At 52.3% G+C, this 15,818-nt stretch carries 9 protein-coding genes; 8 read left to right on the top strand and 1 reads right to left on the bottom strand.

Annotation, left to right across the window (positions count from 1 at the left end; translation table 11 throughout):
• The first annotated feature begins 243 nt into the window (after positions 1-243).
• From ABD07_RS05135 to ABD07_RS05160, 6 genes are all read left to right on the top strand, one after another.
• Positions 244-1,548 carry a M18 family aminopeptidase gene (locus ABD07_RS05135; protein ID WP_160817409.1) on the top strand — a complete coding sequence of 435 codons (1,305 nt, stop codon included), beginning with the start codon at positions 244-246 and terminating at the stop codon, positions 1,546-1,548.
• 49 nt (positions 1,549-1,597) lie between these two features.
• A complete protein-coding gene (locus ABD07_RS05140) occupies positions 1,598-5,974 on the top strand; it encodes a TIR domain-containing protein (protein ID WP_160817410.1) in 4,377 nt (1,458 codons plus the stop codon).
• A 549-nt stretch (positions 5,975-6,523) separates the two neighbouring features.
• Positions 6,524-7,861, top strand: coding sequence for a SulP family inorganic anion transporter (locus tag ABD07_RS05145; protein ID WP_160817411.1), 1,338 nt, complete (start codon positions 6,524-6,526; stop codon positions 7,859-7,861).
• A 137-nt stretch (positions 7,862-7,998) separates the two neighbouring features.
• The gene (locus ABD07_RS05150) at positions 7,999-8,682 is read left to right on the top strand and encodes a response regulator transcription factor (RefSeq protein WP_160817412.1); all 684 of its coding nucleotides are present in this window, start codon (positions 7,999-8,001) and stop codon (positions 8,680-8,682) included.
• Positions 8,669-9,952 (top strand): sensor histidine kinase, encoded by a 1,284-nt coding sequence (locus ABD07_RS05155; protein ID WP_160817413.1) that lies wholly within the window; start codon positions 8,669-8,671, stop codon positions 9,950-9,952. The genes ABD07_RS05150 and ABD07_RS05155 overlap by 14 nt, the downstream gene beginning before the upstream one ends.
• Positions 9,953-9,956: 4 nt before the next feature.
• Positions 9,957-10,136, top strand: coding sequence for a type II toxin-antitoxin system HicB family antitoxin (locus ABD07_RS05160; protein WP_160817414.1), 180 nt, complete (start codon positions 9,957-9,959; stop codon positions 10,134-10,136).
• Between the two features lie 169 nt (positions 10,137-10,305).
• On the opposite strand, the gene ABD07_RS05165 is transcribed toward ABD07_RS05160, so the two are convergent.
• A complete protein-coding gene (locus ABD07_RS05165; RefSeq protein ID WP_160817415.1) occupies positions 10,306-10,914 on the bottom strand; it encodes a hypothetical protein in 609 nt (202 codons plus the stop codon).
• Positions 10,915-11,247: 333 nt separating this feature from the next.
• Between ABD07_RS05165 and ABD07_RS05170 the strand changes: the two genes are divergently transcribed.
• Both ABD07_RS05170 and ABD07_RS05175 read left to right on the top strand, forming a co-directional pair.
• Positions 11,248-14,070, top strand: coding sequence for a peptidoglycan-binding protein (locus ABD07_RS05170; RefSeq protein ID WP_160817416.1), 2,823 nt, complete (start codon positions 11,248-11,250; stop codon positions 14,068-14,070).
• A gap of 2 nt (positions 14,071-14,072) precedes the next feature.
• Complete coding sequence (locus ABD07_RS05175) at positions 14,073-15,551, top strand: hypothetical protein (RefSeq protein WP_160817417.1); 1,479 nt, start codon at positions 14,073-14,075, stop codon at positions 15,549-15,551.
• Positions 15,552-15,818: the final 267 nt, after the last annotated feature.

Here is a 15,818-nt window from a genome sequence, read left to right on the forward strand (position 1 = left end):
CGGTTCCTTTGCTGGACAGTGTGATTAAATGAAGTTGCCGGGATTTTATCATCAATGTAGTACCGTCATGCATGTGCCTGAAACGGGGAATCACCTTTTATTTTCGGCTTTAGACGGTGTGAATCTGATCGATTGGATTGCGCGGCAGCATCATTGACGGAGTCTGTGCCTTTCCGTATATTTTTCCCGCACCAGAACCGGTTACCCATGTTCCTGAATAAATCATTGAGAAAAATACTAATCATGACAGCCAAACAACACGTGCAGCATTTACTGGATTTCATCGACCAAAGCCCGAGCCCTTGGCATGCGGTGGCTACGGTCGAAGCGGCGATCCAGGCGGCGCAATTTACCCGCCTGGACGAAACCGCCAAATGGTCATTGCAAGCGGGCGGGCGGTACTATGTCGTGCGCGACGATTCGTCGATTGTGCTGTTCGTGTTGGGAAATAAAGCTCCGGCTGAGTCGGGTTTCAAGATAGTGGGCGCGCATACCGATTCGCCGGGATTCCGCATCCGGCCGAACGCCGCGACCGCAAATGACGGCCTTGCCCGGCTTGGGGTCGAAATTTACGGCGGACCGATTCTGGCGACCTTTGCCGATCGCGATCTGAGTTTGGCCGGTCGCATCAGCTACCTCGACGTGCACGGAAATCTCGCTTACAAAAGGGTGCGCTTCGACCGGCCGTTGCTGCGCTTACCGAATCTGGCGATTCACATGAACCGCGGCGTCAACGAGGACGGCTTGAAGCTGCATAAACAAAACGAATTGCCGCTGCTGTTCGCGCAATTGACTCGCGATCAGTTACCGAAACCTTATTTTCTGCAACTGCTGGAACAAGCAACGGGCATCGGTGCTAAGCAACTGCTGTCGTGGGATTTGGCGGTATACGATACGCAGAAGGGTGCGTTCTGGGGCGCGAACGAGGAATTTTACGCCGACAGCCAGATCGACAACCTGGCCTCGTGTCACGCCGCGCTGCAAGCCTTGCTGGACGATAGCGTGCTGAATCATGCCGAAAGTACCTTGGTGTGCGCGTTTTTCGATCACGAGGAAATCGGCAGCGAAAGCCATATCGGCGCGGGTGGCAGCTTTTTGTCCGATGTGTTGCAACGCATCAGCAGCGCGGCTTCATCCGAGCGCGAAGACACGGCGCGCGCGCTGGCGCAAAGCTTTCTGATCAGCGCGGACATGGCGCACGCCTATCACCCCAACTTTCCTGCGGCGTACGACGCCGATCATCGCGTTTTCGTCAACAAAGGCCCGGTGATCAAATCCAACGCCAACCGCCGCTACAGCTCGGAAAGCGTGTCGATTGCACATTTCATCCAATGGTGCGAGGAAGCGGGCGTTCCCCATCAACGCTACTCACACCGCAGCGACCTGCCGTGCGGCAGCACCATCGGCCCGATCGCCTCGGCAAAACTCGGCATCCGCAGCGTCGATGTCGGCTGTCCGATGTGGGCGATGCACAGTGTCCGCGAAAGCGCCGGTGTGCAGGATCATGGTTATATGATCCAAGTGTTGAAGCGGTTTTTTAGCGATTAGATGCAGTAAACTTACTGCCATATTACTAAATTTGAATACCGGGCTAGACATGACCAAACTTTTTATTTCGCATAGCTCGCAAGACGATGCTTTTGTTCGCGAACTGCGTGAAGCGCTTGCCGATCATGGTCAAGCCGGTTGGATCGATTCGCGCGAGTTACGCGGTGGTGATCCTCTATGGACGGAAATTCAGAAAGCCATTGATAACGCATCGGCGTATGCAGTCGTGGTCAGCACGAATTCACTGCAATCCGAATGGGTGGGTGAGGAGCTAAATTACGTTCTGGAACTGCAGAAACAACGATGCAAAGAACAATTTCCGGTGATTCCGCTGTTACTCGATGGAACAAAGCTTGGCGTACTGAAGAGGTATTTTGATGAAGAGCCCTTTTGTATTTCCATGAACAGCCAAGCAGGCGGTGTCGAAGCCGCAATGGATGCAATTCTGGTCGCATTGAGGTTGCGAGATCCTGCTGACGTCGCTGCCACACCGCAGCCTAAAGCCGAGCCGCTGGAAGAACTCGTACTCGAATTGAGTGATTTGAGATTTAACGACAGCGAAGGCAAATGCTGTGCCTCGGCTCGCGCCCGGCTGGTTTACGAACCGGCGACACCAGGGCAACGTGAAGTTACAAGCGTGCAATCATGGCGATTCATTGCACCCATTGGCCCCATCGAAGCCGAAGAATTGCGCTGGTATTTGGAAAAATACGCCATTTGGCCGAGCCATTATTTCCGCGACCGGGCACGCAAAGTAGAAGAAAATCTGGTAGCGTGGGGAAAACTGCTTTACGAAGCGGCGATACCTGCCGCGCATACCGCCAATGTCATGCAAGCGTGGGCGCGGATTAATGGCGGCGCCGGACGCCGGTTTTCGGTTCACGTCGATACCGCACTTGAAGCGAACGCGCCGGAAGCCGAAGTGAATGCAGCACGCGAAGTTGCTACCTTGTTGCTTGGTCTGCCGTGGGAATTGCTGCACGATAATGATAGCTACTTGTTTCAAGGAGCGAAACCGACCCGGGTGCGCCGCCGCTTACCGAATACCGGCGTATACGATGTGCCGGTGGTCGCCACACCGATCCGTATCCTGCTGGTTACCGCCAGACCGGAAGACGAAGCTTGCGGCTACCTCGATCACCGTGTCAGCGCATTGCCGCTGGTCGAAGCGCTGGAAGCGCTGCCCGGTTTAGTCAAGCTGCGGGTGCTCAATCCGCCGACATTACCGGCTTTGCGCAAAGAACTCGAGCGAGCGCGCGACGAAAACAAACCATATCACGTCGTTCATTTCGACGGCCACGGCGTATATGACCGCTATGCGGGTCTTGGCGGATTGTGTTTCGAGCTTCCCGAAGATACCGTCAAGCTCGAGTGGCGCCGCCATGCCACCATCTACACGAACGAACTCGGCCCATTGCTGCGTGATCACCGCATTCCGCTGGTTTTCCTTGAAGCGTGTCAAACCGCGCAAGCGGAAAAAGCCTCTGAATCCGTCGCTTCCGAATTACTGAAGGTTGGTATCGCTTCCGTAGTCGCCATGAGTCACAGCGTACTGGTTGAAACAGCAAAACGTTTTGTCGCAGCGTTTTACCAGGCATTGTCCGCAGGCAAACGCGTCGGCGACGCCATGCTAGCCGGTCAGCGGCAACTGAAGGACGATAGCTTTCGCAGACGCATTTTCGGTGCCGGTGAGCTGCGACTGGAAGATTGGTTCGTGCCGGTGCTGTTCCAGGAAAAGGACGATCCGCAACTGTTCAAAACCGCACCCGCGAAGCAAACATGGGAAAATTTTCAATCCAGGTTGCAGATACGGCTCGGTGAATTGCCGCCGGAACCGCAAACCGGTTTTGTCGGGCGCAGCCGCGAACTGTTGGCATTGCAGCGGCTACTGCTGCACGAGCGCTATGCCGTGGTGCGCGGCCAAGGCGGCGAAGGCAAAACCGCGCTGGCTGCCGAATTTGCCCGCTGGATGGTACGCTCGCAGCAAATCCGCCGCACCGCGTTTGTTTCGGTTGAAGCGCACAGCCACGCAGCCGCAGTGCTCGATGTGCTCGGCCGCCAGTTAGTGGATCAAAATTATTCGGTCGCCACGTTCAAAAATCTCGACCAAGCCATGCTGCCGGTGGAAAAGGCATTGCGCGAACAAACCGCGTTGTTGATCGTCGACAACATGGAAAGCATCCTGCTGCCGCCTTTTATGCAGCATGAAACCCCACAATCCTTGTCAGACGACGCGCGCGAAACGTTGCAGGAAATTCTCGGCTTATGCCAACGGCTGCTACAAGTTGGCGGCACACGATTGCTGTTTACCAGCCGAGAATCCTTGCCTACGCCGTTCGATGCCGAACGCAACCGCCGCGAATTGCACCGGCTCGACCGCGACGATGCGGTGAAATTGGTCGAACGGGTGTTGAATGCCGCCGGTGATGAAGCGGGTACCGCCAGCGACGCCGCCCGCGAAGAAATCGAACAACTGGTCGACGCGGTGCATGGACACGCCCGCACCTTGTTGCTGCTGGCGCCGGCATTGCGCAGCCGCGGTGTTACCGCAACGCACGCATCGCTCGTCGAGTTAATGGCTGACATGGAACGGCGCTTTCCCGGCAGCCGTGAGCAATCGGTATTTGCCAGCGTCGAATTGTCGTTGCGCCGCCTGTCGCAAGAAAATCGACAACGGGTGCATGCGCTGGGAGTGTTTCACGGCGTAGCCGATCTGGATGTGCTTCGTCATATGATGCAATGGCAAGAAGCCGATGTAATTTCGCTGGCGATTGAACTGATCGAAACAGGACTGGCGACACCGGATCGTTACAACCACCTCACGCTGAACCCTGCGCTTTGCCCCTATTTGCGTAGAAAGTTAGAGGATAACGAACGGGAATCGTTGACAACGCATTGGGTTGAGGGGATGCAACCGTATGTTGACTACCTTGAGCAGCAACAAAGTCAGAACACCGAAATCGCAGCAACGCTGACAGTGCTGGAGCTACCAAACTTGTTTGCGCTGCTGGATCGGGTACAACGTACCGGAGATGTGGAAACGACGATTGACCTGGCTAATTCACTTTTCTCTTTATTGCAAAATATCGGCAAACCACGCTTGCTGGAGCAGGTCGGGCAAGTACGCGATGTCGCAGCAATGGCGCTCGGCGATACTTGGAATCACGCGAAATTTGGCGCGCAACGAACCCGCATCGAGCAGCAATTGGCTACTGGCGGGTTGCGTGAGGCTTTCGACGCAGCGCAAGCATTGTTGCAGCGCGCCCGAATGGCGGGGCAACAAGCATACCCTAGTGCCGATTACGATCTGGCGATGGCGCATTTCATACTCGCACGGGTATTGATAAGGGCTGGTGGCGCTGATCAGGCATTGCCATTGCTAAACGAAGCCCGATATCGTTTCGAAGCCATTGCACAGCAACGAGATAACAAATCCGCAGAAGGAATGGCAGCAGCGTGCTTTACGGAGCAAGGTGATTGTTTTTGCGATTTGGGTCGATTGGATGAAGCTGTCGTGGCGTATGAAGAAAGAATTCGCCGCGGAAAACAACTCGGTGATGATAGGGGTGTCGCCGTGGGTAAAGCGCAGCTTGGAACCGTTTATTTGGAGCAGCGCAAATATCCCGAAGCGCTGCAAGCGTATGCCGAAGCTCGTGAACAATTTGCGCAAATGAACGAACCGGTTTCTGTAGCTATGAGCTGGCATCAGACAGGTGGCGTGTATCTAGCGATGGAACAACCCACTGCAGCGGAAGATGCCTACCGGCAATCGCTCAAAATCAAAGTTCAGATCGGCAATGTTGGCGGACAGGCGAGGACACTCAACCAATTGGGAAATCTATATAATGCTATCGACCGCCCGGAAGAAGCGGTGGCTTTTTACCGACAAGCAGCAGATAAGTATGTTGAGATCGGCGATACAGCCAGTGAAGGAATAGCAAGAAGTAATCTTGGCAACGCCTTATGCAAGCTTCGCCGTTTCGATGAAGCGCGGCAGGAAATCCATCGTGCGATAGCGTGCAAAGCGCCATTGGGTCACGCTGTCACACCTTGGACGACGTGGAGCATTCTTGCCGACATCGAAACCGAGACCGGTAATTCCGCTGCCGCCGCTGAAGCAAAGCAAAAGGCAATTTCTAGCTACCTTGCTTATCGCCGCGACGGCGGTGAGAATCACCATCCCGATGGGCGCCTCAGCATTGCGATAACCGAGCGATTGCTTGCCGGAGATACTGCAGCGGCCACAACGTTGCTGCAGCAACTCGCCGATGATTCTGAAGCCGACTGGCTTCAGCCTTTCATCCAAGCACTGCAAGCCATTGCCGACGGCAGTCGCGACCGCAGTCTTGCCGATGTACCCGATCTGGACTATACGATGGCTGCCGAAATCCTATTGCTGATCGAAGCGTTGGAAAAATCGGGCTAGTTTGCGATTTTCTGCATTTCGGCGTGTATCAGCCGATGATTGGCTGGAAATCCAAGCGCATCAAGCAGCGTTTGGACAAGGGTTTCAGTGCGGACTTGAGCAAGGTGCGTGATCAATTGTTCAAGCGGTTTCGCGGCATTTTCTAGGTGTGCCGTTCCAGGCACCGCATGGATTGCCGCTGTTCAGACGATCTTTTCCGGAATTTTGCTTCATCATCGACTCACTCCCAAGCATTGCCAGCTTCGCTATTAATGTCAGTCACGCCATGTGTCGTCTCAGTTCTTTTCTACTGATGATAAGGTATCTGAGTTCTCAGGAAAGTAGGAATATCTGAAGGTCGCAAGCAGTATCAAGCTATGTTGGGATTGTTCTTAACAAAGTCTTCACATGGATTTTGCGAAAATTTCACATCAATTAAGATATAAATAAACTATCAAGGCAATAGAACTTATTACCGACAATAAGTAAGAGGAGAGTTACGCAATAGAGCCTCGAACATTAAATCTCTTGTTGTTCACTGTCATTTAATTTTATTGGGGGAAACAGTTTATGAAACCACAAGCAATAGAAAAATTGTTGCCTGGCGAACAAACAGCTACAGTAGCTACTAAAACCGGTTCCGCCGCTTTTCAATCGCAATACCTGTTACGCGATACTGCAGCAGGTTTGATTACCGGTGCAATGGCGATTCCACTGACGGTCGGTATTGCGATGATGTCCGATTACCCGATCAAAGTGGGACTGGCGACAGTCGCTTTTGCTTCCTTCATTGGCTGGATTAATGCCTGGTTCAAGCCCGGTAATTACATCGGCTCACCGGGTATCGCAGCGGGTTTGGCGCCGGTGCTGGCAATGGGTGTTGCTACTTTCGGCTGGGAAAATATGGCGTTTTGTATTTTTCTGACGGCGATCATGCAAGCGATTATCTGGAAATTCAATTGGCAGCGGTATCTGCTGGTCGCGGTTCCGGTTTATCTGGTTGAAGGATTGCTGGCCGGTGTGGGGTTAAAAATATTGCTGAAGTTTTCGGAATTTACTTACGAAATTTCAGATACGCTGGTTACCGAAGAGTTCTGGAATAGTGCGCGTATTCAGATGGTAGCGATCTCAGCTGCGGGTCTTGCGATATTTTTATTACTATTCTCCAGATTTAAGAACACGCAACCCGCCATTCCATATTTCGTGCTCATTATCGGTGGTGTGATCTTGGCTCATTTTGTCAGCGTGCCGATGCTTTCCGTGCAAGATGTCGATCTTCATTTGCGCTTACCATTGCCGCAAGCGGATGTATCTTTCCTGATGTTGACTTATATGGTGCTGTTTTGCGCCATGCTGGCGATTGTTGATGTCATCGAACAGGTCATGAGCAATGCGGCGATCGAGAAAATCGATCCATTACGGCGTAAGACCAATAGCAATAATAGTTTGCTGGCCATTTGGATTGCCAATCTGGGATCCAGCTTCTTTCATGGCATGACCAATCTGGATGGTTTGGCCAAAAGCACCACGAATAAGCTCGCTGGTGCCATGACCAAGTTTTCCGTTCTGATCATTGGATCGGTGGTTTGCTTCTTTACCTTCAATACCCACTATCTTAATTATTTACCTAAGTTCTCGCTGGCGGCGATCATGATGTTTACCGGATACAAGATGATTGCCGGATTGGTGCATGTGACGCATTATGGCCCTTATGCGGTGGTACTTTCTTTTTTAACCGCAGGGCTGGTTTATAAGGTGGGTATTTTCGAAGGTCTGCTGATTGCGATGGTATTACACGGTATCATTCACTTTATGGTGTTTACCAAACACGACAACTTGTCAGGCAAAACGGTCGTCAAGCGGTACTTTGATAATTTGAGAAAAGATAGCAGCAGCAATTTGCGGTAACATTTCGTTGTGATTTTCTTAAGAACGACGCGCAGGGGGTGGACTATCAAATCCGCTCCTCGTTGACTGGAGAGTTGCGCAACTTCTTGCCGGGATCCTAATTAATTCTTCCGGATTTTATTGGGTTAAAATGCACCATGAAAGTGCTTGTCATAGAAGATAATCAAGATATCGCTGCCAGTATTCGCGATTATCTGGAGAATGCAAACTACTCAGTCGACATAGCAAGCGACGGCATGACCGGATTGAATCTGGCGATTACGAAAGACTATTGCGTGATCATTCTGGATCTCGGGTTGCCGGATATCGATGGCATCGATATCTGCTACCGGATTCGCCACGACGCACACCGTTCAGTTCCGGTGCTCATGTTGACTGCCAGAGGTCTACTGGAGAATAAATTACAAGGCTTTGAATCCGGTGCGAATGATTATCTGGTGAAGCCTTTTTCCTTGAAAGAGCTCGCCGCCCGGATCAAAGTATTATCGGAACGCATTGGCCGTGTGCCCGATTCACGACTACAGATCGGGGATCTCACGCTCGATGTGAGCACTCACGAAGTCTATCGCGCGGGCAAACGGATAGAACTCAGCCCGTCATTATTCCGGTTACTCATGTATCTAATGCAGAATCCCCATCGCGTCATCACCCGGGAAGAATTGGAACGCGTCGTTTGGCAGGATAGTCCGCCGGACAGCGATGTTTTGCGGACTCATCTTTTCAATCTTCGGCAGCTCGTTGACCGGCCGTTTGATCAGCCGCTTTTGCGTACGGTACGCGGCTTCGGGTTCAAGATTACGGACCGGAATGCAGAAGACTAAGCGGCTCAGCCGCAGCATCATCCTGTCGTTTCTATTTCTGGGCGCCGTGATCACGCTGTTACTCGGTCTGAGTCTGGTTGTTGCATTGAAAACGGTTGAAATCAACATACTCGATGAAATACTGCATGCCGAGCTTAAACGGTTTCAGCAGCAAGGCAATGATTCACAGAAATCCGGACTCTCGCATTCGCGCTCAACCATCGTCATTTATTCCGCTCTGCCAAACGAAGCGGATACCATTCCGGTATACCTGCGTAACCTTCCTCGCGGCATTCACGATGTAACTTACAATGGCCGCGACTATCGGGTGCTGGTCGAAAATATCGGCGATGCACGGTACGCTATCAAATTTGACGACACCAGCATCCATAAGCGTGAACGCGAGTTCATCCGCCTCGTTGGATTGTGTGCGTTCATTACCTTGCTGATCGCGTTTATCTTTGGCTGGAAAATGGCGCATTATGTGATCAGCCCCATCAGGCGGCTGGCCTATCAAGTGATGGCGTTCAAGAATCAACCCGGTGAGGTTCTTGATTTATCTGAATTTGGCAATGATGAGATCGGCGTTCTGGCGCATAAACTGCAGCATTATCATCAGCAATTACAGCAACTGCTGATCCGTGAGAAAGAGTTTGCCAGCAACGTCAGTCATGAGTTACGGACACCCGTGACCAGCATCAGCTTGGCGGCGGAGGTATTGGCGACCAAAAAGGATTTGTCCGCGGCAGAATATGAGCGGATACAACGCATTCAACGCGCTGCCGGAGAGATGTCCGAGCTGATCGAGACGTTCCTGGTATTAGCGCAGATTCATAACGAACCGACGGATATTGGCACGCACGAAATGGGGCCTATCGTCCGCAAAGTGATCGAGCAGCAACGGGTGTGGCTGGGTAATAAGCCGGTTGAAGTCGTTGTCGAAGAGAATGGCCGGTTAGCCGTATCGGCGCCTGCGGGTATCCTGAGCGTTTTGGTTGCCAATCTGGTGCGCAATGCATTTCGTTACACCGAACGGGGTAGTGTGGTGGTGACGCTGGGACCCGATCGATTCACCGTCGCCGATACCGGTGTGGGTATCGATCCCAGCATGCAAGCGCAAATATTCAAAGGCTATGCGGTATACAATCCCAACAACTCGGATAGAGTCAGACTGGGTTTGTCGATCGTCCAGCGCATCTGCGAACATTACAATTGGACCATTTTGGTTGAAAGCACAAAGGGGCAAGGTAGCCGGTTTACTGTTAGGGGCTTCGGAAGTGAAGAGGGATAAAATCATGGAACTATCCGCAGTATTGACACCGGCAGCGGAAGGCGGCTATGTCGCTTTTAACCCGGAAACCGGAACAACCACGCAAGGCGAAACCGTTGAAGAAGCATTGGCCAACCTGGCCGAAGCAACCGGGCTGTATCTTGAAGAATTTCCGATGACCGTTTTCCTCCAGGGGCATGCATAAGCTGTATTGCACCGAATCACCTTAAACCGGAAACTGAATCTCTAACCAGAGATACTCGAGTAAACAGGAATATCGCTAAACGAATTTGTTGGAATTTTATTCTTGCTTATATCTGTTTTTGCAACGCCTGATTTCGCCAGGCGCTGCTTATTATGAATAATATTCAGATCTAGAATGCTACGTCTGTGAAATTTCCGGTAACGTACGTGCAGCCGAAACCATCAATCGTACAACCAAAGCCAAATTTCGGTTGAAAAATCGAGAGGGATTCCGCTGTAGGTTTAATATTGTTGTATATAAATTTCACTTCAACTGGTATGCCTTGAATTAAATTAAATGATACAAGAATAGAACTTGTTTTATCGAGAGCAGTTACTGTCGATGGATTATACTGATTGCTCAAATTATCATATATATTGCTAGTCGCACCTCCAAGAGCATTCATAGCCAAATTATTATCCAATGCTACAATTTTGGTCATGCAAGTAATTTGATTCTTGCCAGATAGGGCACATCCATGGAAATCAACTTTTAATCCATTTTCTGTTATGGAATCCAAGGCTATGCTGGAGAAATGATCCTTTTTTAAAGTAGCATCTAAAATAGTGAAAGTTCCAGAAGCAAGATCTAGCTTGAGAGTTACGCTGTCATAAACCGTAGTGTCATCCACTACTACATCCCGCATGACAAGCGCTCCATTGCTGCTAGTGAAATTTACAATGGCAAAGCAAGAACTGCTAATCGCGAGAAGGCTTAAACCCAGAAGAAGCTTTTTCATTTTTATTGATTCCCTATATTAGGTATTGTTGGAAACAGACTAAAGCAAATTGAACTGCTATTTGCCGCCGGTTTAACGCATGGGAATTGAAAAGGGATGACTGGAGAAACTTATTTGTAAGAAATTTCCTGGGCCAGCTTTGAAGCACCAATTCACGCTCATGAGGCCTATCTTATATAACTATCAGATCTCGTTCGGCGCTAATCCATTCTACCTGGCAAGGATGGTTGAGATTCTCCCTGCCGTTTGACGGGTTACTCAGATTTGCCTATAGTCGCAATTAGATGTGTTCCCGATCCTTACCGGCAATATTCAACGAAAGGAGCATCCGTCATGAAGAAAATCAACGACTTTTCGCGGTACAAAAATATCCTGCCTTACGATAGCGAGATCTTTGGTGTGTATCAACCGATGATCGGTTGGAAATCCAAGCGCATCAAGCAGCGTATGGACAAGGGTTTCAGTGCGGATTTGAGCAAGGTGCGCGATCAATTGTTCAAGCGTTTCCGCGGCGATTTCGAGATGGTGCTGGATGAGCGTGGCGTGTTGCAGAAGATCTCGCGGCTGGAAACGGGTGGCAGCGACGTGCCGCGCAAGGGCGCGATGGGCAGCTTTGTCATTGAGAATCTCACGCGCGAGCTGCCGCCGCTGGAGCGTTACGACGAGCGCATCTGGGACAAGCTGATCGATGCGGATCGCATCAAGACGACATTGAACCAGGATGTGATTCCCAAGGTGACCGAGTGGTACAAGACTGCGCAGGACGCGCGGGCGAATCCTCGCAGCGTGGAAGCCGCCAACGAACTGGCGGCGGAGCAGTTGCAGCGCGAATCCACGGTGGCGGGTTATGTGCTGCATTTGAAGCAAACCAAGCAGTACGACACCCTCAAGCAGTTGTTCTACAAGCAGGATAATCAACTGGCGAATCTGCAAAAATTGCTCAGTTTTAAGGATCCGCTCGACTATATGGATCCGTTCAAGGATCTCGACCGCGCCGGGTTGTCACCCATCGGCATCGTGCATTTGTTCCGCCAATATTTCTTCGAGTTCGACACGTTTCTGGGTCCGGCGGTCGGGCATGTGTGGCTCAGTCCGGGCAGCAGCGTGGAATTGGTCGAAGTCAGCACGCGCCGGACATTGGTCGAACGCACGCTGGAAACATCGCTGGAAACGGTGCTGAGAACCGAAAAGTCGCTGACCGAGGAGGACGAACTGTCGCAAGCGGTGAAGGAAGACAACAAATCCGATACCAAATTCGGCATGAACGCCACCGCCAATCAAAGCTGGATCGGCGGCAGCGCCAGCGCATCGGCCAGTATCGATATGGCCAATACGCAGTCGAAAGCGCGCGAAGTCTCGCACAAGCACATGCGCCAGCAGACCGAAAAAATTTCCACCGAGATCCGCAAGAACTATAAATCGACTTTCCGCACCGTTACCGAAACCACCGATACCTCGAGCAAGCGCTACGTGTTGAACAACACCACGCCCGATCTGCTCAATTATGAAATGCGCCGCAAAATGCGCCAGGTTGGTGTGCAGGTGCAGGATATCGGCACGTATTTGTGCTGGCAGACGTATGTGGACGATCCGGGCCGCCAGCTCGGTATCGCCAAGTTGGTGCATCTGGCCAAAGGCCCCGAAGTGGGCGAGATACCGCCGCCGGAAGCGATTCCGATGCCGCAACCGGTCACGACCGACTTGAGCATCGATATTCCGTTTGTGCCGAAAACCGAGGACACGCTGCCGGAAGAAGATATGGACGAAGTGTACCGCGAAGGCAAGGAAGTGAATCTGGATGACAACGAAGGCGAGCCGGAACAGATTCAATGGAAGTTTGGCGGTTTCAAGGCGCAATGCGATCAACCGGGTTACGAATACGGTGAAGACGGTTTTATCAGCTTTGACTATGGCGGCAGCGATATCCGCTTGCAGTTGGACGAAGTGCAGGAAGATAAACCCGGCGCGATCCGTTTTTCCGTCAAGGTCAAGCATGTGAACTTCCACAATGTGTCGCCGCTGCGCGTGATTGCCAAGATTACCTGGCAACCGGGTAAAAAGCTGAACGACGAGGTCACCGCGCAGAACGAACTGAAAATCAAGGAATTCAACGAGAAAACCAAATTTGAATACGAACAGGCCTTTGTCGAAGCGGCGCGTGACCGCATCAACAAGATGTCGCGCATCGAAACGCGCAAGTTCGAGGACTTGCGCGAGGAAGAACGCATCGTGGTGTACCGCAGCCTGATCCAGGATATGTTGACCAAAGGGTTGCCGATGCCGGACGACCGCACGCGGCATGTGGTATCGGAATTGCTGAATACGATTTTCGATATCGACAAGATGCTGTACTTCGTCGCGCCGGAATGGTGGCGGCCGCGTTTGCATCACAGCCATCAAGGCTTGGGCGGCATCCGCAAACCGTCTTCCGTTACGCCCGCGCCGGTAAGCGCCGCCGCTGCGGGCGGTTCGGTTCATACGCAAATCAAGAGCAAGGCAGCCAAGAACCTGATCACCGCCGCGGCTGCGGTAGCGGAAAACACGCAAATTGCGTCGATGGATACCGTGACCTGGGGCGGAGCGCACGATAACCGGGTGGATAACTACTACATTACCGAAGAATCCGATCCCGCCAAGCTGGGGGCCTCATTGGGCTGGCTGTTGCAACTCGACGGCGACAACATGCGCAATGCCTTCCTGAATGCGCCGTGGGTCAAAGCCGTGATTCCGATCCGTCCCGGCAAGGAACGCGCCGCGATGAACTGGTTGCAACGTTTGCATGTGGAAGGCACCGAAGGGTTGGACGATAACTACGTCGCGCCCGCAGATGAGCTGGCCAAAATCCCGCACAGCGGCCCGAACGTGACGATCCGCGATGCCATCAACCATTTGTGCGACGTGGTCGCGGACAAACACGCCAAGTCGATGAAAGTGGGGCGATATCCGGGCGATGAAATCAACGACGATAACCGCGTTTCCGCTACGCCGGTCGACAAGGTCTACGAGCATGGTTTTTATCCGCTGCAAGGCGGCTTCCGTGCGTTGCAGGGCGGTGAAGATTTTGAGGTCTTCGATCAATGGGTGGAAGTGCTGCCGACCGATCAAGTGGTGCCGGTACCGGTGGCGTACGATCCGAAAACCGGACGGCAGTTGTAGGCATGGCCGATTTCGAAGTGCAGTTTGCCGATGCATCGTTTGTTGAACCGTCGGCGCAGGAGGCGGCTTTCGGCTGGAAGAGCAACGAAGTCGTAGTGTTTCGCGGCGCTAACGAGTCCCAGGTTTTGCAGCCCGATGCCAATGGTTCCTGCAAGTGGTCGAGCGGTACTGCCGATCCGTGGAGCGTAGCCGATATCCGCCGGCGTGTGTTGAACGTGCCGTATGCGTGGCGCATGGCGGGTCAATCGGCGTTAATTCCCAAGGTCGAGGCGGGTACGCCATTGCGCGCAATTCTGTCGGCGCGATCCCGGTTGTCGCTGTGGACGGGATTGGCCAATTTCACCAAGCGCGTGGCGGTCGCGCACAACATCGAAGGCCAGATTCCGTCGGCGCAGCAGTATGAATCGTTCATGAGCAAATTTTGTGCAGGCCTGGATGATATTTCGCTGATCGCCACGATCGGCAGAAGGCCGGACGGCTCGGTCGATCTCTCCCCGGAGCTGGCGGTGTTCGGCCACGCGGTTGGCAATAAACCCGGCAAGGAGCGGAATTTTGTTGAGCTGGCGCTCAAGAATCTGATCGGCGCTTGTCATTCACTCGGCATTCAAGTCACTGCCGGTTATGAAGTGCGTGACGACTTCGGCAAACAAACACAGGGTAATTTTGTATCGTTCATTACGTCACGGAATTCCGATATGACCGATCACGCCAACCGCATTCGCGATGTGCTCGATACCTGGGATTTTGATGGTGTCGGCTTCGATATCGAGGTGAACGGTATTGGCCCGAGTGAACAAAGCGACACCATGAAAGCCTGGTTCAAGCAGGGTAAAACGATCAAGGACTGGGTGGTTGCCAGGCCTACATCGTCCGATCCGGCCGCCAAAAAGGAACAAGCCGCGGCGGATAATATACGTATTCTGTATCACACGCTGGCGCAATTGCTGATCACCAAGAAACGGTTTGTGTCTTACGCCACGGCTGCGTTTGTGGATGCCAAGTCCGGCAAGTTTGATGATGGTGTTTATATTTTTGGCCACACCCGGATACAGCCGATCGGGCTGGCCGCGGGGCGCGCCAATGTGATTGCGCGGATCATGGCTTACGACGAAGGGTTTCAAGCTGGTGGCGGAAAGAAAACAGAAAAATCATCCACTGCGCAGGATTCGCTGACAAAACGCCATGTGCAAATCCTGAAATCGATCACCAGCGCCGGTATTCATCCGTCCACCGTGCAGTTAGGCATCAAGATGGAGAGTCTGAAGGATTTCGGTATGAAAAGCGGGCATATGACCGTCGCCCAAGCGGTGGAACGCTGCGCCGATTTACGCCGTTTTCGCACCGGACTCATCACGTTTTCGGGCAGTACCTCGTCTCCATCCGACGAAGTGGCGGCATTCGCCCGCTACGATAAAGTGCTGAATGAGTCGGAATTCAACCGGCGTCATTTCCTCGGCGTGCCGTTTCAAGCACCGCATTGATTGCCGCCGGTCAGACGGTTTTTCCGGCAAACTTTGTTTCATCACCATTCGCCACTATTTATAGTGAGTTTTTCTTGCAGAGCAAGTCACGCCTCGTGCCATCCCGGTTTTTTGCCGCTGCGACTGATGATAAGATGACAAGGTAATGGAACTGAGAGATCTAAAAAGCTGGGCAGAGTATTGAAAGTAGCTCAGGACTGCATCACTGGTATAGAGCCATTCTCACTAATGACGATGAAGCAGTCAGTGTCTGTAAAATTACTAAGT

The sequence above is a fragment of the Nitrosomonas oligotropha genome (assembly GCF_009833085.1).
Lineage (GTDB): Bacteria > Pseudomonadota > Gammaproteobacteria > Burkholderiales > Nitrosomonadaceae > Nitrosomonas > Nitrosomonas oligotropha.